The organism is Rhodovulum sp. DZ06, assembly GCF_050586345.1.
Classification (GTDB): Bacteria; Pseudomonadota; Alphaproteobacteria; order Rhodobacterales; family Rhodobacteraceae; genus JBOCEF01.
In genome coordinates this window covers 83,671-109,390 of record NZ_JBOCEF010000008.1, presented here as the reverse complement: position 1 = coordinate 109,390, position 25,720 = coordinate 83,671, and the positions used below count along the sequence as shown (strand labels likewise).

General features: G+C 71.6%; 28 protein-coding genes. 13 read left to right on the top strand and 15 right to left on the bottom strand.

Going from position 1 to position 25,720, the window contains the following annotated elements; translation table 11 throughout:
• The first annotated feature begins 358 nt into the window (after window positions 1–358).
• The 4 genes from ACQ5SO_RS06000 (at window position 359) to ACQ5SO_RS05985 (ending at window position 4,399) form a co-directional block, all read left to right on the top strand.
• A complete protein-coding gene (locus ACQ5SO_RS06000; protein WP_430940671.1) occupies window positions 359–1,015 on the top strand; it encodes a tetratricopeptide repeat protein in 657 nt (218 codons plus the stop codon).
• On the top strand, window positions 1,015–2,382 hold the full coding sequence (locus tag ACQ5SO_RS05995) for a PQQ-binding-like beta-propeller repeat protein (protein WP_430940670.1): 1,368 nt from the start codon (window positions 1,015–1,017) through the stop codon (window positions 2,380–2,382). Before ACQ5SO_RS06000 ends, ACQ5SO_RS05995 begins: the two co-directional genes overlap by 1 nt.
• A 197-nt stretch (window positions 2,383–2,579) precedes the next feature.
• Window positions 2,580–3,950: a ribosome biogenesis GTPase Der gene (gene der, locus ACQ5SO_RS05990; RefSeq protein ID WP_430940669.1), complete on the top strand. Its 1,371-nt coding sequence runs from the start codon at window positions 2,580–2,582 to the stop codon at window positions 3,948–3,950.
• 41 nt (window positions 3,951–3,991) lie between these two features.
• A complete protein-coding gene (locus tag ACQ5SO_RS05985) occupies window positions 3,992–4,399 on the top strand; it encodes a (R)-mandelonitrile lyase (RefSeq protein WP_430940668.1) in 408 nt (135 codons plus the stop codon).
• A 39-nt stretch (window positions 4,400–4,438) separates the two neighbouring features.
• Here the strand turns inward: ACQ5SO_RS05985 and ACQ5SO_RS05980 are convergent, their stop codons facing one another.
• The 12 genes from ACQ5SO_RS05980 to ACQ5SO_RS05925 all read right to left on the bottom strand — a co-directional run bounded on the left by ACQ5SO_RS05980 (window position 4,439) and on the right by ACQ5SO_RS05925 (window position 15,726).
• Entirely contained in the window at window positions 4,439–4,723 is a 285-nt protein-coding gene (locus ACQ5SO_RS05980; protein ID WP_430940667.1) for a hypothetical protein, read from the bottom strand.
• Window positions 4,724–4,946: 223 nt separating this feature from the next.
• A complete protein-coding gene (locus ACQ5SO_RS05975; RefSeq protein WP_430940666.1) occupies window positions 4,947–5,867 on the bottom strand; it encodes a cation diffusion facilitator family transporter in 921 nt (306 codons plus the stop codon).
• Between the two features lie 267 nt (window positions 5,868–6,134).
• Window positions 6,135–6,815 carry an SDR family NAD(P)-dependent oxidoreductase gene (locus ACQ5SO_RS05970; RefSeq protein ID WP_430940665.1) on the bottom strand — a complete coding sequence of 227 codons (681 nt, stop codon included), beginning with the start codon at window positions 6,813–6,815 and terminating at the stop codon, window positions 6,135–6,137.
• Window positions 6,812–8,314, bottom strand: coding sequence for an amidophosphoribosyltransferase (purF, locus tag ACQ5SO_RS05965; RefSeq protein ID WP_430940664.1), 1,503 nt, complete (start codon window positions 8,312–8,314; stop codon window positions 6,812–6,814). Before purF ends, ACQ5SO_RS05970 begins: the two co-directional genes overlap by 4 nt.
• Window positions 8,315–8,481: 167 nt before the next feature.
• Window positions 8,482–9,120: a CvpA family protein gene (locus ACQ5SO_RS05960; RefSeq protein ID WP_430940663.1), complete on the bottom strand. Its 639-nt coding sequence runs from the start codon at window positions 9,118–9,120 to the stop codon at window positions 8,482–8,484.
• 162 nt (window positions 9,121–9,282) lie between these two features.
• Window positions 9,283–10,653 carry a DNA repair protein RadA gene (radA, locus tag ACQ5SO_RS05955; protein ID WP_430940662.1) on the bottom strand — a complete coding sequence of 457 codons (1,371 nt, stop codon included), beginning with the start codon at window positions 10,651–10,653 and terminating at the stop codon, window positions 9,283–9,285.
• Between the two features lie 7 nt (window positions 10,654–10,660).
• Window positions 10,661–10,972, bottom strand: a complete 312-nt coding sequence (locus ACQ5SO_RS05950) for a hypothetical protein (protein ID WP_430940661.1) — start codon at window positions 10,970–10,972, stop codon at window positions 10,661–10,663.
• Window positions 10,969–11,520: a paraquat-inducible protein A gene (locus ACQ5SO_RS05945; RefSeq protein ID WP_430940660.1), complete on the bottom strand. Its 552-nt coding sequence runs from the start codon at window positions 11,518–11,520 to the stop codon at window positions 10,969–10,971. The genes ACQ5SO_RS05950 and ACQ5SO_RS05945 overlap by 4 nt, the downstream gene beginning before the upstream one ends.
• Window positions 11,517–12,263 (bottom strand): ABC transporter ATP-binding protein, encoded by a 747-nt coding sequence (locus ACQ5SO_RS05940; protein WP_430940682.1) that lies wholly within the window; start codon window positions 12,261–12,263, stop codon window positions 11,517–11,519. The genes ACQ5SO_RS05945 and ACQ5SO_RS05940 overlap by 4 nt, the downstream gene beginning before the upstream one ends.
• Window positions 12,264–12,274: 11 nt before the next feature.
• Complete coding sequence (locus ACQ5SO_RS05935; RefSeq protein WP_430940659.1) at window positions 12,275–13,069, bottom strand: MlaE family ABC transporter permease; 795 nt, start codon at window positions 13,067–13,069, stop codon at window positions 12,275–12,277.
• Between the two features lie 58 nt (window positions 13,070–13,127).
• On the bottom strand, window positions 13,128–14,204 hold the full coding sequence (alr, locus tag ACQ5SO_RS05930) for an alanine racemase (RefSeq protein ID WP_430940681.1): 1,077 nt from the start codon (window positions 14,202–14,204) through the stop codon (window positions 13,128–13,130).
• A gap of 19 nt (window positions 14,205–14,223) precedes the next feature.
• Window positions 14,224–15,726 (bottom strand): replicative DNA helicase, encoded by a 1,503-nt coding sequence (locus ACQ5SO_RS05925; protein WP_430940658.1) that lies wholly within the window; start codon window positions 15,724–15,726, stop codon window positions 14,224–14,226.
• A gap of 137 nt (window positions 15,727–15,863) precedes the next feature.
• Between ACQ5SO_RS05925 and ACQ5SO_RS05920 the strand changes: the two genes are divergently transcribed.
• Entirely contained in the window at window positions 15,864–16,520 is a 657-nt protein-coding gene (locus ACQ5SO_RS05920) for a peroxiredoxin (RefSeq protein WP_430940657.1), read from the top strand.
• 96 nt (window positions 16,521–16,616) lie between these two features.
• Window positions 16,617–17,375, top strand: coding sequence for a metallophosphoesterase family protein (locus ACQ5SO_RS05915; protein WP_430940656.1), 759 nt, complete (start codon window positions 16,617–16,619; stop codon window positions 17,373–17,375).
• A 160-nt stretch (window positions 17,376–17,535) separates the two neighbouring features.
• Here ACQ5SO_RS05915 and rplI read toward each other — a convergent pair whose 3' ends face one another.
• Genes rplI through rpsF form a run of 3 tightly spaced genes read right to left on the bottom strand, consistent with a single transcriptional unit; the run spans window position 17,536 to window position 18,837 of the window.
• Complete coding sequence (gene rplI / locus ACQ5SO_RS05910) at window positions 17,536–18,189, bottom strand: 50S ribosomal protein L9 (protein ID WP_430940655.1); 654 nt, start codon at window positions 18,187–18,189, stop codon at window positions 17,536–17,538.
• A gap of 10 nt (window positions 18,190–18,199) precedes the next feature.
• Window positions 18,200–18,427 (bottom strand): 30S ribosomal protein S18, encoded by a 228-nt coding sequence (gene rpsR, locus ACQ5SO_RS05905; protein ID WP_430940654.1) that lies wholly within the window; start codon window positions 18,425–18,427, stop codon window positions 18,200–18,202.
• 20 nt (window positions 18,428–18,447) lie between these two features.
• Complete coding sequence (gene rpsF / locus ACQ5SO_RS05900; protein ID WP_430940653.1) at window positions 18,448–18,837, bottom strand: 30S ribosomal protein S6; 390 nt, start codon at window positions 18,835–18,837, stop codon at window positions 18,448–18,450.
• Between the two features lie 228 nt (window positions 18,838–19,065).
• Here rpsF and fabD point away from each other — a divergent pair, with 228 nt between their 5' ends.
• The 7 genes from fabD (at window position 19,066) to ACQ5SO_RS05865 (ending at window position 25,710) form a co-directional block, all read left to right on the top strand.
• The gene (gene fabD, locus ACQ5SO_RS05895; RefSeq protein WP_430940652.1) at window positions 19,066–20,007 is read left to right on the top strand and encodes an ACP S-malonyltransferase; all 942 of its coding nucleotides are present in this window, start codon (window positions 19,066–19,068) and stop codon (window positions 20,005–20,007) included.
• Window positions 20,008–20,012: 5 nt separating this feature from the next.
• A complete protein-coding gene (fabG, locus tag ACQ5SO_RS05890; RefSeq protein WP_430940651.1) occupies window positions 20,013–20,750 on the top strand; it encodes a 3-oxoacyl-[acyl-carrier-protein] reductase in 738 nt (245 codons plus the stop codon).
• A gap of 240 nt (window positions 20,751–20,990) precedes the next feature.
• The gene (locus ACQ5SO_RS05885; RefSeq protein ID WP_430940650.1) at window positions 20,991–21,230 is read left to right on the top strand and encodes an acyl carrier protein; all 240 of its coding nucleotides are present in this window, start codon (window positions 20,991–20,993) and stop codon (window positions 21,228–21,230) included.
• Between the two features lie 255 nt (window positions 21,231–21,485).
• On the top strand, window positions 21,486–22,745 hold the full coding sequence (gene fabF, locus ACQ5SO_RS05880) for a beta-ketoacyl-ACP synthase II (protein WP_430940649.1): 1,260 nt from the start codon (window positions 21,486–21,488) through the stop codon (window positions 22,743–22,745).
• A 10-nt stretch (window positions 22,746–22,755) separates the two neighbouring features.
• Window positions 22,756–23,742 carry an endolytic transglycosylase MltG gene (gene mltG, locus ACQ5SO_RS05875; protein WP_430940648.1) on the top strand — a complete coding sequence of 329 codons (987 nt, stop codon included), beginning with the start codon at window positions 22,756–22,758 and terminating at the stop codon, window positions 23,740–23,742.
• A gap of 365 nt (window positions 23,743–24,107) precedes the next feature.
• The gene (locus tag ACQ5SO_RS05870; RefSeq protein WP_430940647.1) at window positions 24,108–24,434 is read left to right on the top strand and encodes a hypothetical protein; all 327 of its coding nucleotides are present in this window, start codon (window positions 24,108–24,110) and stop codon (window positions 24,432–24,434) included.
• 4 nt (window positions 24,435–24,438) lie between these two features.
• Window positions 24,439–25,710, top strand: coding sequence for a DNA-packaging protein (locus ACQ5SO_RS05865; protein ID WP_430940646.1), 1,272 nt, complete (start codon window positions 24,439–24,441; stop codon window positions 25,708–25,710).
• Window positions 25,711–25,720 lie beyond the last annotated feature (10 nt).

Genomic DNA, 25,720 nt, shown 5'->3' with positions numbered 1-25,720 from the left:
GTCCGTCCGCGCGGCGGGCGCGGGCGGCGGGGCGAGGCCCCCGCGCAGGCGCGCGCGCGGAAGCATTGCAGGCGATATGGCGCGGCCGGCGGGGGCCGCAAGGGCGCATGTTCCGTCAATTCGACGCGCCTTGCCGCCGCCGCCGGGCGGACCGGGGGCGCGAGGGGGCGAGTCGGGCGGACAAGAGAACGCCGTTCTCCTGCCGATATCGACCGGACGGCGTCCCAAATCAAGGGGTGCGGCGCGATTTTCACGCTGTTGCATCATGCGCGGCGCTGGTGCATAGCCGTTCAGGCCCGGGGGGACGGCGTTTCGCCCCCGCAGTCCGGGCCCGAATTTACGGCGAGGGAGCAGGCGGATGAGCGACACAGACAGCTTCGTCCAGGAGGTGACCGAGGAGCTGCGGCGCGACCGCATGCTCAAGCTCTGGAAATCCTGGGGGCCGGGCGTGATCTTCGCCGTGGTGGCCGTCGTCGCCGCCACCGCCGTGCTCGAATGGCGCAAGCAGCGCGACGAGGCCGCGGCGCAGGAGGCGGGCGCGGCGCTGATCGAGGCGCTGCAGTCCTCCACCCCCGAGGCGAAGGCGCTGCGCTTCTCGGAGGCCGCCGAGGCGCTGCCCGAGGGCCCGGCGCTGCTGGCGCGCCTGGGCGAGGCGAACGCGCGCATCGAGGCGGGCGAGGAGGACGCGGCCGCCGCGATCCTGCGCGACGTCGCCGCGCGCGGCGGGGTGGACCCGCTCTATCGCGACCTCGCCGATTTCAAGGCCGCGCTGGTGGAGCTTCCGAAGCTGACCCCGTCCGAGCGCGTCGCCGCGATGACCCCCTTCACCGCCGAGACCCATCCCTTCCGCCTTCTGGCGCTGGAGCAGCGCGCGGGCGCGCAGCTGGCCGCCGGGGACCGCGAAGCGGCCCGGGCCGACGCGACCGCCGCGCTGCAGGACCAGATGGCCTCGCGCGGGCTGCGCGAGCGGCTGGCGCAGCTGCTGGAGCTGATCGGCCCCGAGGAGGACGCGTGATGAGCCTCGCCCCGACGCGCCGCCCGGCGTCCCGTCCCGCTTCGCTTCGCATGACGGCGCGGTCCGGCGCGCGCCTCTCGGCCGCCGCGCTGGCGCTGCTGGCGCTCGGCGCCTGTTCCTCGAACGAGACGCCGCGCCTGCCGGGCGAGCGGATCGCGATCCGCGCGGCCGAGCTGGGCGCGAATGAAGAGGGGCTGATCGCCTCGCGCCCGCTGCCGCCGGTGGCCGAGAGCGGGTCCTGGACCCATGCGGGCGGCGACGCGGCGCATGGCGGCGGTCGCCGCCAGGGCCTGGCGGGCGCGCCGGCGCTGGCCTGGTCGGCCTCGGTCGGCGACGCGCCGGGCGAGAAGACGCTGCCCACGGGCCTCGTGGCCGCGGATGGCCGCATCTTCGCGCGCGACGGCGCCGCGGGGGTCCGGGCCTTCGACGCGGCGAGCGGCTCCGTGCTGTGGACCGCCGACCTCGCGCTCGAGGGCGAGGAGAGCGACGACGCCTATGGCGGCGGGCTGGCGATCGGGCCGCGGGGCCGGGTCTACGCCACCACCGGGCATGGCGAGGTGGTCGCGCTGGATCCGTCGAGCGGCGAGATCGCGTGGCGCGCCCGCGGGACCGCGCCCTATCGCGGCGCGCCGGTGGTGACGGGCGGCGAGGTGGCCGCGGTCGACACCGCCAACATGGTGCGCGGCTTCTCCATCGCCGACGGGTCCCCGGCCTGGACGGTCGAGGGGCTGTCGACCCGCCGCGGCAACCTTGGCCGCGGCGCCCCCGCGGGGGTGCCGGGCGCGGTGCTCGCGCCCTTCGGCTCGGGCGAGCTGGCGGTGATCCGCACGCCCTCGGGCGTCCGGGTCTGGTCGATCAACCTGTCGGCCGGCGCCGCGGGCGAGGGGCTGTCGGCCTTCACCGACGTGACCTCCGGGCCGGTGGTGATGGGCGGCGTGATCCTGGCCGGCGTCGCGGGCGGCCCGTTCAAGGGCATCGACGGGCGCCGGGGGACCGAGATCTGGTCGCGCGGCTTCGGGTCTCTCTCGCCCGCCTGGGCGGCGCTGGACACGGCCTATGTGGTGACCACCGAGCCGCGGATCCTGCGCATCGACGCGCGCACCGGCGCGACGCTCTGGTCCCGCGCCCTCGAGGGGTTCGAGGACATGGAGGACCGCGAGGACCCGGTGGCCTGGGCCGGGCCGGTGCTGGCCGGGGACACGGTCTGGACCGTGAGCTCGGACGGGCGGCTCGCGGGCTTCGACGCGGTGTCGGGCCAGCCGGGCCCGGTGGTGGAGATGCCGGGCGGCGCCAGCGCCGGCCCGATCGCCGTCGATGGCCGCCTGCACGTGCTGACCGATGACGGCCGGCTGCTGACCTATCGCTGAGGCCCGGCGCCGGGGCGCGCGCGGGGGCTTGACGCCGCGCGCCGCTTCGGCGATACGCGCCCGCTTCGACCCCTCCCGCGCCCGGCGCGGGGACCGAGAAGAGAGAGAGAAGGGGCCGCGCATCCCGCCCGGCCCCTCTTGTCGTATTTCAGCGCCCTCCTCCGCGGGGGCGACCCGCTTCAGGAGCGCTCGTCGCCATGTCCTTCACCCTCGCCATCGTCGGCCGTCCGAACGTCGGCAAGTCCACGCTGTTCAACCGCCTGGTGGGCAAGCGCCTTGCGCTGGTGGACGACACCCCCGGCGTGACCCGCGACCTGCGCGAGGGCGAGGCGCGGCTCGGCGACCTGCGCTTCACGGTGATCGACACCGCGGGGCTGGAAGACGCCACCGATGACAGCCTGCCGGGCCGGATGCGCGCGCTGACCGAGCGCGCCATCGGCATGGCGGACGCCTGCCTTTTCGTCGTCGACGCGCGCACCGGCATCACCGCCCAGGACCAGCAGCTCGCCACGTTGCTGCGCAAGGCCGAGGCGACGGTGGTGCTCGGCGTGAACAAGGCCGAGGGCGTGCAGGGCGAGACCGGGGTGATGGAGGCCTGGAGCCTCGGGATCGGCGAGCCGATCGGCCTGTCGGCCGAGCATGGCGAGGGGTTCGGCGACCTTTTCGCCGCGCTGGCGCCGCTGGTCGAGGCCAAGGAAGAGCTGATGAGCGAGGAGGAGAAGGCGGCGCGCGACGACAAGCCCCTCCAGATCGCCATCATGGGCCGCCCGAACGCGGGCAAGTCGACGCTGGTCAACGCGATCCTCGGCGAGGAGCGGATGCTGACCGGCCCCGAGGCGGGGATCACGCGCGACTCGATCTCGGTCGAGGTGACCTGGGGCGAGGAGCGGGTGCGCATCTTCGACACGGCGGGGATGAGGAAGCGCGCGAAAGTCGTTGAGAAACTTGAGAAACTCTCGGTTCATGACGGCATCCGCGCGGTGAAGTTCGCCGAAGTCGCGGTGGTGCTTCTGGACAGCACGATCCCGTTCGAGCAGCAGGATTTGCGGCTGGCGGACCTGGCCGAGCGCGAGGGGCGCGCGGTGGTCGTCGCGGTCAACAAGTGGGACCTCGAGGACGACAAGTCGGTGCGCGCCAAGGAGCTGCGCGAGGAATTCGCCCGCCTGCTGCCGCAGCTGCGCGGCGCGCCGCTGGTCTTCATCTCGGCGCTGCAGGGCAAGAATCTCGACAAGCTGCGCGACGCGATCTTCAAGGTCTACGAGACCTGGAACATGCGCATCACCACCGGCCAGCTGAACCGCTGGCTGATCGCGCAGACCGAGGCGCACCCGCCGCCCGCCCCCTCGGGGCGCCGCATCCGCCTGCGCTACATGACCCAGGTGAAGTCGCGCCCGCCCAGCTTCGCGGTGTTCTGCCAGAAGGGGGACGACCTGCCGGACAGCTACACCCGCTTCCTGGTGAACGGGCTGCGGCGTGATTTCGGCCTCGACGGCGTGCCGATCCGGCTGTTCTATCGCAAGTCGGACAACCCCTACGAGGCGAAGGCGAACAAGCGCAAGATCCACTGATCCCCGCGCCGCCTCGTCCGGGGGCGGCATGGGAGGATGCTATGAAGATCAAGCGTTTGGCCGAGGTTCCTCAGGTTGCGCCGAACCCGGCGAACTTCACCGGGGCGGTGCATCACGCCGCGCTGACCGCGCCGCCCGCGCCCGCCCGCCTGCGCATGAGCCGCGTGCGGTTCGAGCCGGGCGCGCGGACCAACTGGCACACGCATCCGCTGGGGCAGACCCTGTGGGTGGTGTCCGGCGTGGGCCGGGTGCAGCGGGAGGGCGGCCCGGTGGAGGAGATCCGCGCCGGCGACGTGATCGAGTTCGCGCCGGGCGAGAAGCACTGGCACGGCGCGGGGCCCGAGACCGAGATGGAGCACATCGCGGCGCAGGAGGAGCTGGACGGGTCCTTCGCGACCTGGCTGGAGCCGGTTTCGGACGAAGATTACCTTTTCAGTGCAGCAGGCTGACGCCTTTTCTTCAGGTATCGTGACAGGCGCGCGGGGGCCTCACTCGGCCCGCGCGACCTGGTCGGCCATGTCCCGGGCGATGCGCAGGGCCATGCGGGCCATGGCCTCGGCGGCTTCGGCGCGGGCGCGCATCGCCGCGCTCTCGGCCCGCAGGTCGTCGATGCGCAGCTGCATGCAGGCGAGGGCGGCGCTCAGCTCCGCCGCGTCGTTCGACATCACCGGGGGCATGTCGCAGACCGGGTCCCAGGCGTCCTCGGACGCGGCGGCGGCGAGGGGCGCAAGGGCCGGCGCGGCGGCGCAGGCGAGGCGGGCGGACGGCGTCATGGGCGTTCTCCCCAGGCTTCGGGCGGGCGCGGCCCGGGCGGCGCGGAGGTCGGCGCCGGGCGGGTGCAGACCCGCGGGAAAACGTCACCTCGAGCGGTGAATGTTTTCTTAAAATAGCCTGCGGCCCGGGCCGCGTTTCGTCAAGCGAAACGGGTTGACCCCGGGGAAGCGGCCCCTTGGGGAAGCGGCCCGTGGGGAAATGGCCTGTCGCCGGGATGGAGGCTCAGCGCCCGGCGCGGCGGACTTCCACGGTGACATGCTCGATGGACCAGCGCTCGGCCATCACGTTGCGGATGCGGTCGGCGGCGGCCTCGGGGTCGGCATCGTCCGCGATCCGGGCGTGGAGGGTGGCGAGCGGGCGGCTCTCGGTCAGCGACCAGAGGTGGACATGGGCGATCTCCAGCGCCTCGGGGATCTCGGCGCGCAGGGCGCCCGCGACTTCCTCGGCGGTGGGCGAGGGGGGCGCGGCCTCGAGCAGGATCTGCGCGCTTTCGCGGGTCACCGCCCAGGCGGAGCGCAGGATGATGAGCGCGACGAGGACCGAGAGGATCGGGTCGATCGGGGTCCAGCCGGTGGCCATGATGATCAGCGCCGCGGCGATGGCGGCGACGGAGCCGAGCAGGTCCCCCATCACGTGCAGCGCCGCCGCGCGGACGTTGAGCGACGACCGGTCGCCCGATTGCAGGGCGAGGAAGGCGAGCACGTTGACCGCGAGGCCCGCGGCCGCGATCCACAGCATCAGCCCGCCGAGCACCGGCGCGGGGGCGGCGAGGCGCTGGACGGCCTCGACGCAGATCCACAGCGCGACGGCGAACAGCGCCATGCCGTTGGCGAAGGCGGCGAGGACGGTGAACCGGCCCCAGCCGTAGCTGCGCTTTGCATCCGCGGGGCGTCGGGCGAGGCGCATGCCGATCCAGGCCAGCGCGAGCGAGGCGAAATCGGTCGCCATGTGGCCTGCATCGGCCAGCAGCGCCAGCGAGCCGGAGATGACCCCGCCCGCGATCTCGGCCAGCATGAAGCCGCCGGTCAGCAGGCAGGCGATGCCGAGCGCGCGGGAAGACGCGCCCTCGGCGTGGTGGTGGTGGCCGTGGGAGTGGCCTTGTGAGTGACCGTGGTGGCCGTGGTGGTGATGATGTCCGCTCATGCCCCGGACGCTACGGCGCGGCGGCGGCGGGGTCGAGGCGGTCCAGCAGCCGGAAGGGGCGCGGCAGGGGGCCGCAGGGCCGCCCGCCGGTCCTGCGGCCCCCGGCGCAGCGCCCGAAGCCGCCGCGACGGGTGACGGGGGCCGCGCCGGCCGAGGGGGCTCGATGCCCCCGAGGGCGGCCCCACGTGGACCGGATGCGCATGAAAAAGCCCCGGCCGCGCGGGGCGGTCGGGGCTGTTCTGCGGGGGCCGCGCGGGGCGCGGGCCTTCAGCCCTCCAGCGCCGCCTGGATCGCGTCGACGATGCCCGCGGCGGCCTCGTCCACCGGGGGCAGGGCGTCGCGGATCTCTCCGGGCCGGAAGCGGGCGCGCAGGGCGGTGTCCATCGCGGGCGGCGCCGGGCGCAGGACGGCGATGTTCGCCTGCGCCGTCTCGGCCGCCCAGGCCCGGGCGAAGACCTCGGCCGCGGCCTTGGACGCCTCGTAGACCGAGTGGAACTTGCCCGCATTCACCCGGTCGGCCGGGAACACCGCCACCGCCTGCGGGGCGGCGCGCATCAGCGGGTCCATGCAGCGCACCAGCCGCTGCACCCCGAGGGCGTTGACCGCGAAGGTCCGCTCGAGATCCTTCTTGCCGCCATGCTCGACCGGCGACAGGGGCGGGGCGTGGGCGGCGCAGTTCACGAGGATGTCGAGCCGCCCCCAGCGTTCGTGGATCGCCAGCCCGAGCCGTTCCAGCGCCGGGTCGTCGGTGATGTCGGCGGGAACCAGCGTCGCCTGCGGACCGCCCGCGGCGCGGATCTCGTCGTCGAGCTCTTCCAGCGCGCCGGTGGTGCGGGCGAGCGCGATCACCTCGGCCCCCTGCGCGCCGAGGCGGCGGGCCATCGCCCGGCCCAGCCCGCGCGAGGCGCCGGTGACGAGGGCGAGCTTGCCGTCGAAGGGGCGGCTCATGCCCCGGCCTTCCGCTGGGCGGGGATGCGCCCCGAGGCGATCTGGTCCGAGGGCGGGATCGGGTATTCGCCCGAGAAGCAGGCGTCGCAATACTGGGGGCAGGCGGCGTCGCGCTCGCTCTCGCCCACCGCGCGGTAGAGGCCGTCGAGGGTCACGAAGCGCAGGGAATCGACGCCGAGATGGGCGCGCATCTCTTCCTCGGACATGGTGGCGGCGAGGAGTTTTTCGCGGTCCGGGGTGTCGACGCCGTAGAAGCAGGGCCAGGAGGTGGGCGGCGAGGCGATGCGGAAATGCACCTCCTTCGCGCCGGCGTCCAGCATCATGTCCTTGATCTTGATCGAGGTGGTGCCGCGCACGACCGAGTCGTCCACCAGCACCACCCGCTTGCCGCGGATCAGCGCCCGGTTGGGGTTGAGCTTGAGGCGCACGCCCATGTTGCGGATCTGCTCGGACGGCTCGATGAAGGTGCGGCCCATGTACTGGTTGCGGATGATCCCCATGGCGTAGGGGATGCCCGATTCCTGGGAAAAGCCGATGGCCGCGGGGGTGCCGCTGTCGGGCACGGGGCAGACCAGGTCGGCCTCCACCGGCGCCTCGCGCGCCAGCTCCACGCCGATGCGGCGGCGCGATTCGTAGACCGAGCGGCCGCCGATCACGCTGTCGGGGCGCGAGAAATAGACATGTTCGAAGATGCAGAACCGGGAGGGGGCGGGCTCGAACGGGCGGGAGCTCTCGACGCCGCCTTCCTCGGTGATGATGACCATCTCCCCGGGCTCGATCTCGCGCACGTATTCGGCGCCGCAGATGTCGAAGGCGCAGGTCTCGGAGGCGAGCGCCCAGCCGTCGCCGAGGCGGCCGAGGACCAGCGGGCGCACGCCCATCGGGTCGCGCACGCCGATCAGCTTGGTGCGGGTCAGCGCGATGACCGAGAACGCGCCCTCGACGCGGCGCAGGGCCTCCTTCATCCGCTCGGGGATGTTGGGCTGGAAGCCGCGGGCGATGAGGTGGACGATGCATTCCGTGTCCGAGGAGGACTGGAAGATCGAGCCGCGCTCGGTCAGCGCGCGGCGCAGGGCGGCGGCGTTGGTCAGGTTGCCGTTATGGGCGACGGCGCAGCCGCCCATGGCGAACTCGGCGTAGAGGGGCTGGACGTCGCGGATCGCGGTCTGGCCCTTGGCGCCGGAGGTGGAGTAGCGCACGTGGCCGATGGCGGCGCGGCCGGGCAGCTGCTCGATGGTCTCGCGCTCGGTGAAGTTGTCGCGCACGTAGCCGAGCTTGCGGGCGGAGTTGAAGCCGGCCTCGGGGTCGTAGGTGACGATCCCGCCCGCCTCCTGGCCGCGGTGCTGGAGCGCGTGCAGGCCGAGGGCGACGAAGGTCGCGGCGTCGCCGACGCCGATGCAGCCGAACAGGCCGCATTCCTCGCGCAGCTTGTCGCCGTCGGCGTCGTCCGAGCGCGGGTCGAACGGGTGGCGGGGGAAGCGGTGCTCGTCGAGGGGCATGGGGCGCGGTCCCTTGTGCGGTGCGAAAACCGGAGTCGGGCAGGCTTATAGGCCCGGGGCGGCGGCGTGTCACCACCGCGGCGTCATCATAGCGTCATCCGTTGGGCGCATGGGGGCGTGCCCAAGCGCCGCGCGCCCCGGAAGGACCGGGGCGCGCGGGGGCGTCGTCAGGCGTCGGTGGGGCCGCCCTCGGGGGCGTCGAAGAGCTGCAGCCCCTCGCATTCCCCGGCGAACCCGGCCCACATCGAGGTGAACCACTCGGGCAGGGCGGCCTCGCCGCTCTGGGCGCGGGCCGAGAGCTGGGCGGTGGTGGTTTCGACCCAGGCGCGGGCCATCTCGGCCGGCTCGGCGATCAGCGACAGCAGGCGGGCGTTCTCGATCTCGGGCATCCGGGCGTCGGGGGCGACGACGAAGGTGTAGACGGCGTAGGCGATGATCAGCAACGCGAGGCCGCGGGCGACGCCGAAGAGGAAGCCGAGGCCCTTGTCGAACACGCCGAGGGGGCTGTCCTGGATGGCGCCGGAGAAGAGCGGCGTGAAGATCGACAGGATGATCAGCGCCAGCGCGAAGACCACCGAGAAGGAGAACAGCTTGGAGAGCGAGCACTGCGAGGCGAGCCAGGGGCCGATGGCGGGGATCTCCTGCACCAGCGGCTCGACGATCGGCGCGCCATAGAGCGAGGCGAAGGCCGCGAGCACCCAGCCGCCGAGGGCCAGCGCCTCGCGCACGAGGCCCCGGTTCCAGGCGAGCATGCCCGACAGGAGCAGGACGAGGGCGATGCCGCCGTCGGCGATGGTGAACTGCATGTAACGCTCCGTTGCTGGCGCCCGGCCCCTGCGGAAGGGACAGGCGACGCTTGGGTCGGCGGACGCGGGCGGGACGGGGAAGGCCCGGGGACGCGCGGCGCGGAATGTGGCGGCCGGGGCGGCCGGTAGGCGGGACGGCCGGTGGGCCGGGGGCGGGCGGCTTCAGCTTGCGTCGAAGGCGTGTTCCAGGAGCGCGCCCAGGTCCTCGATTCTCGTGACTCTCATGCCAGATTTTTCGCGCGTCTTCACCTGCGAAGGGATCAACGCCGAGGTGAACCCGAGGCGCGAGGCCTCGCGCAGGCGCAGTTCGGGCTGCGGCGCGGTGCGCACGGCGCCCGAGAGGGAGATCTCGCCGAACGCCACCGCCTGCGCGGGAAGCGGGCGGTCGCGCAGGGCGGAAAGGAGCGCGGCGGCGATGGCGAGGTCGGCGGCGGGCTCCATGATCCGCAGCCCGCCCGCGACGTTGAGATGCACGTCCATCTGCGCGAACGAGATGCCGCAGCGCGCGTCGAGCACCGCGAGGATCATCGCGAGGCGGGCCGAGTCGCAGCCCACCACCGCGCGCCGGGGCGTGCCGAGCGGGCTGTCGGCCACGAGGGCCTGGATCTCGGACAGCATCGGGCGGGTGCCCTCGAGCCCCGCGAAGACGGCGGAGCCGCTGACGTCCTTCTCGCGGTCCGACAGGAACAGGGCCGATGGGTTGGCGACCTCGCGCAGCCCGCCGCCGGTCATCTCGAACACGCCGATCTCCGCCGCGGGGCCGAAGCGGTTCTTGACCGAGCGCAGGATGCGGAAGGGCCGGGCGCCGTCGCCCTCGAAGTAAAGCGTCGCGTCGACCATGTGCTCGACCACCCGCGGGCCGGCGATCTGGCCGTCCTTGGTGACATGGCCGACCATGATGACCGCCGAGCCGCCGCGCTTCGCGAAGCTGGTGAGTTCATGCGCCGAGGCGCGGACCTGGGAGACGGAGCCGGGGGCGCTGTCGACCGAGTCGAGCCACATGGTCTGGATCGAGTCGATGATGGCGACGTCGGGCTTCTCGGCGTCGAGCGTGGTCAGGACGTCGCGCAGGTTGGTCTCCGCCGCCAGCTTCACCTGCGCGTCCTTGAGGCCGAGCCGCGCGGCGCGCATCCGGATCTGGGCGGTGGCTTCCTCGCCCGACACGTAGACGACCTTGGCGCCGGCATGGGCGTAGGCGGCGGCGGCCTGGAGGAGCAGCGTGGACTTGCCGATGCCGGGATCGCCGCCGATCAGCAGGGCCGAGGAGGGCACCAGCCCGCCGCCGAGCACGCGGTCAAGCTCGGCCACCCCCGTGGCGATGCGCGGCGGCGCGGGTTCTTCGCCCGACAGGTCCACCAGCGGCACCGTCTTGCCCCGCGCGGCCCCGAGGGATTTCGCGCCGGGGCCGGAGGAGAGGGGTTTCTGCTCCTCGATGCTGTTCCACGCCCCGCAGGCGTCGCAGCGCCCGGCCCACTTGGCGTGGACCGCGCCGCAGGCGTTGCAGGCGAAGGAGGGGGCGTCCTTGCGGGCCATGGGCGGCTCAGCCCTCGAAGATCTCGCCGTCGGCGATGGTCATGCCGATGGCGAAATGGATGACCGGGAAGGCGCGGTTCCAGCCCCGCTCCTGGATCACGTTCGCCATGGAGACGAGGGTGAGCACGAGGCCGAAGGCGCGGGCGACGCCGACCGGCAGGCCGAGCGACACGGCGCCGATGGCGAGGATCGTCGAGGCCGCGGCGATGCCCTGCGTCCAGCGCAGGCCCCCTTCGGCCGAATAGGCGCGCCAGGCGGCGTTGAGCGTGGCGGCGAAGACCACCGCGCCGATGAAGATGCCGACAAGCATGATGGTCATGGGGCGCTCCGGAGCTTCTGTTTGGTCAGGTGCGAGACGAGCATCGAGGCGAGCACGCACAGCGCGAAGGCGTAGAGGCCCCAGAGGGGCCTGGCGAAGCCGATGCCCACCCCCTTGGCGACCACCACGATCATGGCGAGCAGGAACACGTCCGCCATCGACAGCTTGCCCGCGATCTCGATGAGGGGCAGGGCGCGGGCGCGCAGCTTTCCGGCCTGGACCGCGGCCAGCAGCAGCGTCTTGCCCATCGGCATGACGACGCCGAGCAGGGCGACGAGGCAGGCGAGGAGCGCGTCCTTGGCCCAGAGGATCTCGAGCCCGCCGAGCACCGAGACGGTGCGCCCGCCGATCATCTCCACCAGCCCGAGTTCGAGCAGCGGCACGGACCATGCCGCGGGCCAGAGCAGCACGAAGGAGAGGTTGGCGAGGAACAGCGCCGGCGGCACGCGCAGCGCGGCGGCGGCGGCGCGCGGGGCGTCGGCAGCGGGCGCCGCGGGGCCGGTCGGGGCGGCGTCCTGCCGGGCGGGGCCGGTCACCGGGCCGCTCACCGGATCGCTTCGATCGGGCCCTGGGCGCGCCCGTGGATGAACTGGTCGACGTAAGGGTCGCCCGAGTCGTCGAGGCGCGAGACCGGCCCCTCCCAGCACACCTTGCCGCCATGGATCATCGCCACCCGGTCGGCGATGGCGCGCACCGAGGTCATGTCATGGGTGATGGTCAGCGCGGTGGCGCCCATCTCGGTCACCAGCTCGCGGATCAGCTCGTTGATCACGCCGGACATGATCGGGTCGAGGCCCGTCGTCGGCTCGTCGAAGAAGATGATCTCGGGGTCATGGGCGATGGCGCGGGCGAGGCCGACGCGCTTCTGCATGCCGCCGGAGAGTTCCGCGGGGAACAGGTCGGCGACATCGGCGGACAGGCCCACGCGGCGCAGCTTGTCGACGGCGATGTCGCGCGCCTCGGCCTTCGGTTTGCGCCCCGATCCGCGGCGGAAGCGGAAGGCGACGTTCTCCCAGACGCTGAGGCTGTCGAACAGCGCCGCGCCCTGGAACAGCATCCCGAAGCGGGCGAGGAATTCGTCGCGGTTGCGCCGCCCGAGGGCCTCGCCATCCACGCGGATCTCGCCCGCGTCCTGCTGGATCAGCCCGAGGATGCATTTCAGGGTCACCGACTTGCCGGTGCCCGACCCGCCGATGATGACGGTGGAGGTCCCCCTGGGCACGGCCAGGTCGACCCCGCGCAGGACTTCCTTGGATCCGAACGCCTTGGCGACGCCGGTCAGCTCGATCATGGGCGTTGCGGTCATGTGGCGAACAGGGCCTCGGTCAGGATGTAGTTGGCGGCGAGGATGAGGATCGAGGCGGAGACCACGGCGTTGGTGGTCGCGCGGCCCACGCCCTGCGCGCCGCGGCCCGAGGAGTAGCCGTGATAGCAGCCCATCAGCGCGATGATGTAGCCGAACACGGCCGCCTTGATCAGGCCCGAGGTGACGTCGCCCGCGGTCAGGTACTGGGCGGTGTTGTGCAGGTACGCCCCCTCGTTGAACCCGAGGCGGCCGACGCCGACGAGGAAGCCCCCCATGATGCCGATGGCGTCGCCCACGAGGGCGAGGACCGGCATCGCGATGGTGGCGGCCGCAAGGCGCGGCGCCACGAGGAATTTCAGCGGGTTGGTGGAGAGGGTGGAGAGCGCGTCGATCTGCTCGGTCACCCGCATGGTCGCGATCTCGGCGGCGACGGAGGCGGAGACGCGCCCGGCGACCATGAGACCCCCGAGGACGGGGCCGAGCTCTCGCGCCATGCCGATGGCGACGATGGACGGGACCACGCTTTCGGCGTTGAACCGCGCGCCGCCGGCATAGATCTGCAGCGCCAGCGCGCCGCCGGTGAAGAGGGCGGTCATGCCGACGACGGGGAGCGAGAAATAGCCGATGCGCACCAGCTGGCGGCCGAATTCGACCGGGTACCAGGCGGGGCGGAAGACGTGGCTGGTCGCGCGCAGGGCGAACAGCGCCAGCGCGCCGACCGAGGCGCACAGGTCGATCACCGTGCGCCCGACGGATGCGAGCAGGCCCATGACGAGGGCGATGACGGGCATGCTTCGTGGCCTTTCCGGGCGCTTCGGGGGCGCGTGCGCCCCGTCGGGAGGTCTGTCTTCAGTCCGCCTCTATGTAACGGCGCTGGTAGCGGTCGCCAAGGGCGGTGAGGACTTCGTAGCCGATGGTGCCGCAGCAGGCGGCGAGCTGGTCGACCGACTGGTTGGGCCCGAGAATTTCGAGCAGCTGCCCGGTCTGCACGTCGGGATGGTCGGTCAGGTCGACCGTGACCATGTCCATAGAGATGCGGCCCACCAGCGGCGCGGGGCGGCCGCGAAGGTACGTCTTCACGCCCTTGAGGGTGCGGAAGAACCCGTCGGCATAGCCCAGCGGCAGCACGCCGATGCGGCTGTCGCGCCGCGCGGTCCAGGCGGCGCCGTAGCCGACGGTGTCGCCCGCGGGGACGCGGCGGACCTGGAGCAGCGGCGCCTCGAGCGTCACCACCCTCTTCGCCGCGCCGAAGGGCAGCCCGCCATAGAGGCCGACGCCCGGGCGCACCAGGTCGAAATGGAAGGGCGCGCCGAGCAGCGTGCCCCCGGTGGCGGCGAGGGAGAGCTGCGCGCCGGGCGCGGCGGCGCGCAGCAGCGCGGAGCGGCCCGCGAAGGCGCCGCGCTGGCGCGCATTCATGCCCGCCGAGGGCTCGTCGGCCATGGCGAGATGGGACATCACGAGGGTGATCTCGCAGCCGCCGGCGCCGTCGGCGCGCAGAAGGTCGATCTCCTCCGAGGTGAAGCCGAGCCGGTTGATGCCGCTTTCGATATGGACGCCGATCTTCGGCGGCGCCTCGAAGGCGTAGAGGGCGGAGCGGAGCGCCTTGAGTTGAGACGGCGAGCTGACGACGGGCCGCATGTCATTGGACGCAAAGAGTTCCAGGTCCGACGGCATGAACCCGTTGAAGACATAGATCACCGGGCCGGGCCCGAGGATCCGGCGCAGGCGCGCGCCTTCCAGGGCCTGGGCGACGAAGAAGGTCTTCGCCCCCGCCGCGGCCAGCGCCGGGGCCACGCGGTCCAGCCCGCAGCCATAGGCGTCGGCCTTCACCACCGCCGCCGCCTCGGCCGGGGCGGCGATGTCGGCCAGCGCGCGCCAGTTCGCGGCCAGCGCGCCGAGGTCGATGGTCAGGATCGGGCGCGACAGGCCCCCGTCGACGAAATCGTCACTCATACTCGATGCCACGCTGGTCTTCCTTGGCGAGGTTGCCGAACTTGGTGAACTCGCCCTCGAAGGACAGCTCGACCGAGCCGATCGGGCCGTGGCGCTGCTTGCCGAGGATCACCTCGGCCTTGCCGCGGACCTGCTCCATCAGCTCCTGCCAGGACATCATCTTCTCGTGCTCGGTCTCGGAGGGCTTCTCGCGCTCGCGGTAATACTCCTCGCGGAACACGAACATCACCACGTCGGCGTCCTGCTCGATGGAGCCGGATTCGCGCAGGTCCGAGAGCTGGGGGCGCTTGTCCTCGCGCGACTCGACCTGGCGGGAGAGCTGGGAGAGGGCGATGACGGGGATGTCGAGCTCCTTGGCGATGGCCTTGAGGCCCTGGGTGATCTCCGACACCTCGTTCACGCGGCTGTCCTTGGCGGTGGCGGGGCGCAGCAGCTGGAGGTAGTCGATCACCAGCAGGTCGAGCCCGTGCTGGCGTTTGAGGCGCCGGGCGCGGGCGGCGACGGTGGAGATGGGCAGCGCGGGCGTGTCGTCGATATAGAGCGGCATCCGCTCGAGCTCGCGCGCGGCCTCGACGAAGCGGGCGAACTCGTCCTCGGTCATGTCGCCGCGGCGCAGCTTGTGGGAGGGGACGCGGGCGGCCTCGGACAACACGCGGGTGGCGAGCTGTTCGGCGGACATTTCGAGCGAGAAGAACCCGACCTTGCCGCCGTCGATGGTGCCGTAGGTGCCGTCGGGTTTTTCGCCTTCGCGCCAATCCCTTGCGATGTTGAATGCAATGTTCGTCGCAAGCGTGGTCTTGCCCATGGAGGGGCGGCCCGCGAGGATGATGAGGTCCGACGGGTGCAGCCCGCCCATCTGCTTGTCGAGGTCGATCAGCCCGGTGGAGATGCCGGCGAGGTTGCCGTCGCGCATATAGGCGGCGTTGGCGGCGTCGACGGATTCAGCCGCCGCTTTGACGAAGCTCTTGAACCCCCCTTCGAACCTGCCTTTTTCGGCGAGACCGTACAGCGCCTGCTCGGCCTTCACGATCTGCTCGCGCGGGTCGTCGTCGGGATGGATGGTGACGGCGCGGTGGTGAATCTCCTGCCCGAGATTCATGATCTCGCGGCGCAGGAACATGTCGTAGATCGCCTGGCCGTAATCCTTGGCGGCCGAGAAGCTGACCGCGGCGCCGGCGAGATAGGCGAGATAGGCGGTGCCGCCGAGCTCGGCGATGCCCGGGTCGTCCTCGAGGAACGGCTTGAGGGTGACGGGCGAGACCAGCAGGTTCTTGGCGCGCCGATTCTTGATCAGCTCGTAGATCCGCTCGTGCACCGGGTCGTAGAAATGCTGCGGCTCGACCAGGCGCTCGACCTGCTCGTAGACGTCGTTGTTGACCAGGATGGCCCCGAGAAGGGCCTGCTCGGCCTCGACATTGCAGGGGATGGGGCTGTCGGCGCCGGCGCCGTGCGCCTGCTCCGGGGCGCCGTCCGGGGGGGGCGGTCCGTCGTGCATGTCACCTCTCCGATGTGCGGGCGCAACATAGCCGGGCGCGGGCGGCGGCGCACGCGGAATTCGGCGGGTTGCGTGCGGGCGCGCGGGGCGGCATGGTCATGCCGCAATGCCGCGAACCCAACAGGAGGATGGCGCAAATGAGCCTCCGCATCAATGACATCGCCCCGGATTTCACCGCCGAGACGACGGACGGGCCGATCAGCTTCCACGACTGGATCGGCGACGGCTGGGCGATCATGTTCTCGCACCCCAAGGACTTCACCCCGGTCTGCACGACCGAGCTGGGCGCCGCCGCGGGCATGGCCGAGGAATTCGCCAAGCGGAACTGCAAGCTGATCGGGATCTCGGTCGACACGGTCGAGGATCACCAGAAGTGGAAGTCCGACATCTCGGCCGTCACCGGCAATGCGGTGTCCTACCCGATGATCGCGGACACCGATCTGAAGGTGGCGAAGCTCTATGACATGCTGCCGGCCGAGGTGGAGGGCGTCTCCGCGGGCCGCACCGCCGCCGACAACCAGACGGTGCGCACGGTGTTCTTCGTCGGCCCCGACAAGCGCATAAAGATGTACATGGCCTACCCGATGACCACGGGCCGCAACTTCCCGGAGCTGCTGCGCATCCTCGATTCGATGCAGCTGACCCTGGCGCACAAGGTGGCGACCCCGGCGGACTGGCAGCCGGGCGACGACGTGATCATCACCCCGGCCGTGTCGGACGAGGACGCGACCGCGAAATTCGGCGCCTTCGACAAGAAGCTGCCCTATCTGCGGGTGACCAAGCAGCCCGCCTGATCCGGGCCTGCCGCGCCGACGAACGGGGCCGCCTTCGGGCGGCCCCTTTGCGTTGGTGCTGCGGCGCCGCATGGTGGCGGGCGAAGGAGAGCCGCCATGCATGACGACCCGGACCGTTTCATCCTGATCGCCGACATCCACGGCAATGCCGACGCGCTGGCCGCGGTGCTGGCCGATATCGACGCGCGCGAGGCGCCGGGGGCGCGGATCGTGAACCTCGGGGATCACCTGAGCGGGCCGCTGGACCCCGCGGGGACGGCCGAGTTGCTGGAGGGGCGGGAGATGGTGTTCCTGCGCGGCAACCATGACCGGGTGGTGGGGACGGCGGCGCCGCGGGAGATGGGCGCGACGGACCGCTTCACGGTGGATCGGCTGAGCCCGGCGCGCATCGCCTGGCTGCGCGAGATGCCGGAGGTTCTGCGGATCGGGGACGGGTTCTTCTGCCACGCGATCCCGCGCCATGACGAGACGTATTGGGCCGAGCGGGTGACGCCGGACGGGCGGGTCGTGCTGCGCGGGGCCGAGGAGATCGCGGCGGAGGCGGCGGGGATAGATGCGGGGCTGCTGGCCTGCGGACACTCGCACCAGCCGCGGGTGTCGCGGTTGGGGGATGGGCGGCTGTGGGTGAACCCGGGCTCGGTCGGGTGCCCGGCGTATCGTGACGAGACCCCGGTTCCGCACGCGATGGAGACCGGGAGCGCGGATGCGCGCTACGCGGTCGCATGGCGCGAGGGCGGGCTGTGGCGGGCGGATCTGCGCGCGGTGCCCTATGACGCCGCGCGGATGGTCGCGGCGGCGCGGGCGGCGGGGCGCGAGGATTGGGCGCGGGCGGTGGCGACGGGATATGCGGGCTGAAGGGGCGATAAGGTTTTCTTATCGCGGTCCCGATCGGACGGGGTTTCCTAAATTTGAAATCTGTAAGCTTCGAGCTATAAGGCGATGACATGAAAAGAAAAAGCCGCGGCGCAGGGCCGCGGCTTTTCCAGGTCTTGCAGGGTCGCGAAGCGCGGCAGGATCAGACCTGCGGCTGCTCCTCGGCCTGGCTGTCGCCGTCCACGATCGGGCCTTCGTCATCCGAGGCGCCGCGCGGGTCGAGGTCGTCGTCATCGTTCGCCGCGGCGCCGATGTCGTCGAACAGCTCGGCGATGTCGAAGTCAGCCTCGGCGTCCTCTTCGGCGCGGAGCTCCTGGATCGACTTGCCGGAGGCCTGCAGTTCGGCCTCTTCCTGCGAGCGGGCGACGTTGACGGTGACCGTCGCGTCGACCTCGGGGTGCAGGATGATGCGGACCTCGTGCAGACCCAGTTCCTTGATCGGCTTGTTGAGCACGACCTGGGAACGGGCGACGGAGAAGCCGGCCTCGGTGGCGCAGTCGGCCACGTCGCGGGTGGAGACGGAGCCGTAGAGGGCGCCCGAATCCGACGCGGAGCGGATCACGACATAGGCTTCGCCGTTGAGCTTGTCGGCCACGGCTTCCGCCTCGGCCTTGAGCTCCAGGTTGCGGGCCTCCAGCTGGGCGCGTTCGGCTTCGAACCGGGCCAGGTTGGCCTTGGTGGCGCGAAGCGCTTTGCCCATGGGCAGGAGGAAGTTGCGCGCGAAGCCGGGCTTGACGGTGACGACGTCGCCCATCTGGCCGAGCTTCTCGACGCGTTCGAGCAGAACAACGTGCATGTCGTCCTCCTTACTTCACAGCGTAGGGGAGCAGGGCGAGGAAGCGGGCGCGCTTGATGGCCTTGGCCAGTTCACGCTGCTTCTTCGCCGAGACGGCGGTGATGCGGGACGGGACGATCTTGCCGCGCTCGGAGATGTAGCGCTGCAGGAGCTTGACGTCCTTGTAGTCGATCTTCGGCGCGTTCTCGCCCGAGAAGGGGCAGGTCTTGCGCCGGCGGAAGAAGGGTTTGCGAGCCATGTGCGAATACTCCTGTCAGATCAATCGCGCCGGCCGCGGCCGCCGCGGTCGCCGCCGCGCCCGCCGCGCCCACGATCGTCGCGGGACTGCTTGGCGAGAACGACCGCCGACGGGCCTTCCTCGTGCTCGTCCACCTTGACGGTCATCACGCGCATGACGTCGTCATGCAGGCGCATCAGGCGCTCCATCTCCTGCACCGCGGCCGAGGGGGCGTTGGAGCGGATGAAGGCGTAGTGGCCCTTGCGGTTCTTGTTGATCTTGTAGGACATGGTCCGGAGGCCCCAGTACTCGAAGCCGACCACGTCGCCCTCGTTGTCCTTGAGGACCTGGCCGAAGTGCTCGATGAGCCCTTCCGCCTGCGCGTTGGAAAGATCCTGACGCGCGATGAAGACATGCTCGTAGAGAGCCATGCTGTCACCTGTCATGTATGCGAGGCTTCACAATGCGGGATCGCGCCGGGGCGCGGCTTCCGGGTCCGCATACGAGGGGCGTCGCGTGGAGTGGGGTGTGGAAGCGCGCCCCCCTTGCACCAGAACGGGGCGGGATGCAAGGGAAAGCGGGACGCGAGGGCGGTTGAACCTTGCCTTGCGGGCCGTTAAGCGGTGGGGCGACGGGTAATGAACCAGAGGGAGAGGGCCATGCGCGCCTTCGTGTTTCCGGGCCAGGGCGCCCAGACCATCGGCATGGGCAAGGACCTTGCCGACGCGCATCCGGCGGCGGCCGAGGTGTTCGGGCGGGTCGACGAGGCGCTGGGAGAGAAGCTCTCGGCCCTGATCTGGGAGGGGGACATCGCCGAGCTGACGCTGACCGCGAATGCGCAGCCGGCGCTGATGGCGACCTCCATGGCCGCGATGGCGGCGCTGGAGGCCGAGGGCGTGACGGTGGAGGCGGCCGCCTTCGTCGCGGGCCACAGCCTCGGCGAGTACTCGGCGCTCTGCGCCGCGGGCGCGCTGTCGCTGGAAGACACCGCGAAGCTGCTGCGGCTGCGCGGGCAGGCGATGCAGGCGGCGGTGCCGGTTGGCGAGGGCGCCATGGCGGCGATCCTGGGGCTGTCGCTCGAGCAGGTGCGCGAAGTGGCCGGGAAGGCCGCCGAGGGCGAGGTCTGCCAGGCCGCCAATGACAACGATCCCGCGCAGGTGGTGATCTCGGGCGCCAAGGCGGCGGTCGAGCGCGCCGCGGCGCTGGCCAAGGAGGCGGGCGCCAAGCGGGCGCTGATGCTGCCGGTCTCCGCCCCGTTCCATTGCGCGCTGATGCAGCCCGCGGCGGACGCCATGCAGGCGGCGCTGGCGGACGCGCATATCGACGCGCCGAAGGTCCCCGTGGTGGCCAACGTGATCGCCGAGGCGACGCAGGACCCCGAGGCGATCCGGCGGCTTCTGGTCGAGCAGGTCACCGGCGCGGTGCGCTGGCGCGAGAGCGTGGCGTGGATGGCCGCGCAGGGCGTGACCGAGGCCTGGGAGATCGGCGCGGGCAAGGCGCTGTCGGGCATGATCAAGCGCATCGACAAATCGGTGGCCTGCGTGGCCGTGAACACCGCAGCCGACGCGGCGAAGGCCGCCGCGGCGCTGAAAGGGGAGTGAGAGCCATGTTCGATCTGACGGGCAAGGGGGCGCTGGTCACCGGCGCCTCGGGCGGCATCGGCGGCGCCATCGCGCGCCAGCTTCACGCGCGCGGTGCCAAGGTGGCGCTGAGCGGCACCCGCACGGAGCCGCTCGAGGCGCTGGCGGCGGAGCTGGGCGAGGGCGCCTATGTCGTGCCCTGCAACCTCTCGGACCTCGCGGCCGTGGACGCGCTGCCGAAGGCGGCGGCCGAGGCGATGGGCTCGGTCGACATCCTGGTGAACAATGCCGGGCTGACCCGCGACAACCTCGCGATGCGCATGTCGCCCGAGGAGTGGGACCAGGTGATCGCGGTGAACCTGACGGCGTCGTTCCGTCTCTCGAAGGCGGTGCTGCGCGGGATGATGAAGGCGCGCTGGGGCCGGATCATCGGCGTGACCTCGATCGTCGGCGTGACCGGCAACCCGGGGCAGGCGAACTATGCCGCGTCGAAGGCGGGGATGATCGGGTTCTCCAAGTCGCTGGCCGCCGAGGTGGCGAGCCGCGGCGTGACGGTGAACTGCGTGGCGCCGGGCTTCATCACCACGGCGATGACCGACGCGCTGAACGACGACCAGAAATCCAAGCTGCTGGGCGCGATCCCGGCGGGGCGGATGGGCGAGGCGGACGAGATCGCCTCGGCCGTGGTGTACCTGGCCTCGCCGGAAGCGGGCTATGTCACCGGCCAGACGCTGCACGTGAACGGCGGCATGGCGATGATCTGAGCGGCGCCGCTTTCGCGTCCCCGGGGCTTGCGGGGCGCGAAAGCGCTTGCCACCTTCTTCACGTGTGCTATAGGCGCGGCCCAGACAGGCCGCCTGACCGGCCCGAGGCCGGCCCCGCGCGCGGGGCGAAGAAGGCTGATTTGAGCGTGGGAGCGCCGGGGAAAAACTCTCCGAACGTTTCCACGGAACTGACCGAAGGCCCCGAATGAAACCGGGCCGGAACAGACGAGGACCCTGGACATGAGCGATATCGCCGAGCGCGTGAAGAAAATCGTCGTCGAGCACCTGAGCGTCGAGGAAGACAAGGTCACCGAGAACGCTTCGTTCATCGACGACCTGGGCGCCGACTCGCTCGACACCGTCGAGCTGGTGATGGCGTTCGAAGAGGAGTTCGGCATCGAGATCCCGGACGACGCGGCCGAGAGCATCCAGTCCTTCGGCGACGCGGTGAAGTTCATCACCGAGAACGCCGACTCCTGAGCGCAGCGCGCCGGAGAGACGGAAGACTGAAGGCGGCGCCCCCCAGCGGGGCGCCGTTTTTCGTTGCGGGTCGGGCGCATGGGCGGGGGCTGGCCCCCGACCGCGCCCGAGGCGGGCGCGCCTGGACCGCGCGCGCTTGAACCGCGGCGGGGCGGTGGTTAAGTTCGCGGCCTGCGCCGGGCGACCGGGCGCGCCCCTTCGGGGCGCGGGACCGGAAGGCCGCTGACATCAGACGACAAGAGCGAGGTTGCGCACGTGAGACGGGTGGTCATCACCGGGCTGGGGCTGCTGACGCCGCTGGCCTGCGGGGTCGAGGAAACCTGGAAGCGCCTTGTGGCCGGGGAATCCGGCGCGGGGCCGATCACGCGGTTCGACGCGGAGGCGCTCGGCTGCCGCATCGCCTGCGAGATCCCCGTGGGCGACGGCACGGACGGGACCTGGAACCCGGACGACTGGATGTCGGGCAAGGAGCGGCGCAAGGTCGACGACTTCATCACCTACGCGATGACCGCCGCCACGCAGGCGGTGGAGGATTCGGGCTGGGTGGCCGAGACGGACGAGCAGAAGGAGCGCACGGGCGTCCTGATCGGCTCGGGCGTCGGCGGGCTTCAGACGATCGCCGAGACCGCGATCACGCTGCGCGACAAGGGTCCGCGGCGGGTGTCGCCGTTCTTCATCCCCGGCTCGCTGATCAACCTGTGCTCGGGGCACGTGTCGATCAAGTACGGCTTCAAGGGCCCGAACCACGCGGTGGTGACGGCCTGTTCGACCGGCGCGCACGCCATCGGCGACGCGGCGCGGCTGATCGCGTTCGGGGACGCGGACGTGATGGTCGCGGGCGGGGCCGAGAGCCCGATCTGCGAGATCGGCGTCGCGGGCTTCGTGGCCTGCAAGGCGCTGTCGACCGGCTATAACGACGATCCGAAATCCGCCTCGCGCCCCTATGACAAGGGCCGGGACGGGTTCGTGATGGGCGAGGGCGCGGGGATCGTGGTGCTCGAGGAATACGAGCACGCGGTGGCGCGCGGCGCGAAGATCTATGCCGAGGTGATCGGGTACGGCCTCTCGGGCGATGCGCATCACATCACCGCGCCTGCGCCGGATGGCGACGGCGGCTACCGGTCGATGAAGGCGGCGCTGGCCCGCGCCGGGATCGAGCCGAAGGATGTCGATTACGTCAACGCGCACGGCACCTCGACGCCGCTCGGGGACGAGATCGAGCTGAACGCGGTGACGCGCCTGCTGGGGGATGCGGCCGAGGGGATCACCATGTCCTCGACCAAGTCGGCCATCGGGCATCTCCTCGGGGCCGCGGGCGCGGTGGAGGCGATCTTCTGCGCCCTCGCGATCCGCGACCAGGTGGCGCCGCCGACGCTGAACCTCGACGATCCGTCGGTGGAGACGAAGATCGACCTGGCGCCGAAACAGGCGGTGAAGCGCAAGATCGACGTGGCGCTGTCCAACTCCTTCGGGTTCGGCGGCACCAACGCGTCGCTCGTGCTGCGCAAGGTCTGAGGGCCGCACCATGCGCCATGTCGCGGCGAACGCGCTGACGATCCTGATCGTGCTCGGCCTGTGCGTCGCGGGCGCGATCGCCTGGGGCGTGCAGCAATACCGCGCGCCGGGCCCGCATGACGGCCCGCGCACGGTGATGATCGAGCGCGGCATGGGCGTGGCGCAGATCGCCGAGGCGCTGGACGGGGCGGGGGTCATCTCGGACCCGCTCCTGTTCCGCGTCGGCGTGAAATATGACGGCAAGGCGCGCGGGATGAAGTTCGGGGAATACGAGATCCCCGGCGGCGCCTCGATGGAGGAGGTCGCCGCGCTGCTGGTCGAGGGCCGGACGGTGCAGCACCCGCTGACCATCGTCGAGGGCTGGACCGTGTGGCAGGTGGCCGAGGCGCTGAAGGGCGCCGATGTGCTGACCGGCGAGATCGAGCGGCTTCCGGCCGAGGGCATGGTGGCGCCCGACACCTACATGCTGCGCCGGGGCGAGAGCCGCCAGGCGGTGCTGGACCGGATGGAGGCCGTGCAGGCCCGGATCCTCGATGCGGCCTGGGAGGCGCGGGCCGAGGGCCTGCCGCTGGCCAGCAAGGAGGAGGCGCTGATCCTCGCCTCGATCATCGAGAAGGAGACCGGCGTCGGCGGCGAGCGGCCGCTGGTGGGCGGGGTCTTCGTCAACCGCCTGCGCCGGGGGATGCGGCTTCAGACCGACCCGACGGTGATCTACGGGATCACCAAGGGCGAGGGGAGCCTGGGCCGGGGGCTGCGGCGCTCGGAGCTGGACCGGCGGACTCCGTGGAACACCTACCAGATCGACGGGCTTCCGCCGACGCCGATCGCCAACCCGGGCAAGGCGGCCATCGCCGCGGCGGTGCAGCCGGCCGAGACGGATGCGCTCTACTTCGTCGCCGACGGCACCGGGGGCCATGCCTTCGCGCGGACCCTGGCCGAGCACAACCGCAACGTCGCCAAGTGGCGCGCCATCGAGCGGCAGCGCCAGGCGGACTGAGCCGGGCAGGGCGCAGAGACGGGACGGGCGGCGCGGAGAAGCGCCGCCCGCCTTCGTTTCGGGGGGCGTTTCGGGGGGGCGTCCTGGAGACCTCCGCGGGGGCGTTTCGTGGTTGTAGAAAATTAACCAAAAACACCTTTCAACCCTGAATTTAAACGTTGACTTCTCGGACGCTCATGGGTATACCTACGGGCAAGCTGCGACACGTGGGGGCGGACCCCGGTGATGCAGGGCGAAGGGCGCGGGACCTGAACGGTCCAGCGCCCTTTCGCGTTTCCAGGCTTTAGGCGACGGGCGGCAGGCCCCCGGGGGAAGAACTCCGCCGGGCGCTTTCACATGCCCGCGCTGCAAGGAGCGACATCACGATGGACAAGGACACGGCCCGGGCCTCGCGCCCGATGGCCGCGCTTCGCCATGCGCGCGGCATCTACCGGCAGGTGACCGAGAGGTTCCTGGAGGAGGCCGCGCGGCTGGGCGACGTGGTGGGAACGGTCGCCGAGACCAAGGAGTTCGCGGCCCTGGCCGCGGCGCACAACAAGGCGCTGTCGGCGCTGATGGAGTTCGAGGCGCGCATTGAAAAACAGATCTCGGAACGGATCGGCCGCGGACGCGGCGAGTTCGACCTGCGACGCGCCCGGGACGAAATCCTGGGCAAGCTGGCTGGCCTCGCAACCCGAGAGCGTTCGGCGTGACTGGGTGGAGGGGCTGAGCGCCAACGCGGCGGCGGCCCTTCCTTACATCTGGGATTTCTGGGCGATCCGGGGCCACCAGCTTCCCCCGGCAGGGGATTGGCGGACCTGGGTGCTGCTGGGCGGGCGTGGCGCGGGCAAGACCCGGGCGGGGTCCGAGTGGATCCGGTGGATGGCCGAGGGGGCGACCCCGCTGGCCAGGGGCCGGGCGAAGCGGATCGCGCTGGTCGCCGAGACGCTGGACCAGGGGCGCGAGGTGATGATCGAGGGCCCGAGCGGGATCCGCGCGGTCTCGCCGCCTGATCGCCGCCCGAAATGGGAGGCGACGCGCAAGCGCCTGGTGTGGCCGAACGGGGCCGAGGCGCGGGTGTTCAGCGCCCGCGACCCGGAAGGGCTTCGCGGGCCCCAGTTCGATGCGGCCTGGGGCGACGAGCTCGCCAAGTGGCCGAAGGCGCGGGCGGTCTGGCAGATGCTGCAATTCGGCCTGCGCCTCGGGCGTCGTCCGCGGCAGCTGGTGACCACGACGCCGCGGCGGGTTCCGCTTCTGGCCGAGATCATGAAGGCGCCGGGCACGGTCGTGGGCCGGGCGCCGACCAGCGCCAACCGGGCCAACCTGGCGCCCGACTTCATCGCCGAGATGGAGCGGGAGTTCGGGGGCACGGCGCTCGCCCGCCAGGAGCTGGAGGGCGAATTCCTGTCCGAGGAGCCGGGGGCGCTGTGGCCCCGGGCGATCCTGGAGGCGGGCCGCGTGCGTGAAGCTCCGGCGTTGGAGCGCGTGGTGGTGGCGGTCGACCCGCCGGTGACGGGCCATGCAGGTTCGGACGAATGCGGGATCGTGGTCGCGGGCGTGGCGAGCGAAGGCGGGAAGCGCGTTGCGTATGTGCTCGCCGACGAGAGCGTGCAGGGGCTTCGGCCCGAGGGTTGGGCCGCGCGTGCTGTGGCGGCCTTCGAGACGTTCCAGGCCGACCGGATCGTGGCCGAGGTGAACCAGGGCGGCGACCTGGTGGAGAGCGTGCTGCGCCAGGTGGCGCCGGATGTTCCCTATACCGCCGTCCGGGCGAGCCGCGGCAAGGCGGCCCGGGCCGAGCCTGTCTCGGCCAAGTACGAGCAGGGGCTGGTGCGCCATGTCGGCAGCCTGCCCGCGCTGGAAGACCAGATGTGCGCCTTCACGGGCGACCGGCGGGGCGGCAGCCCGGACCGGGTGGATGCTCTGGTCTGGGCGATCACGGAACTGTTGCTGAAGGGCGGCGGCGGCGTCCCGCGGGTGCGGGGGCTGTGAGCCGCCCTTG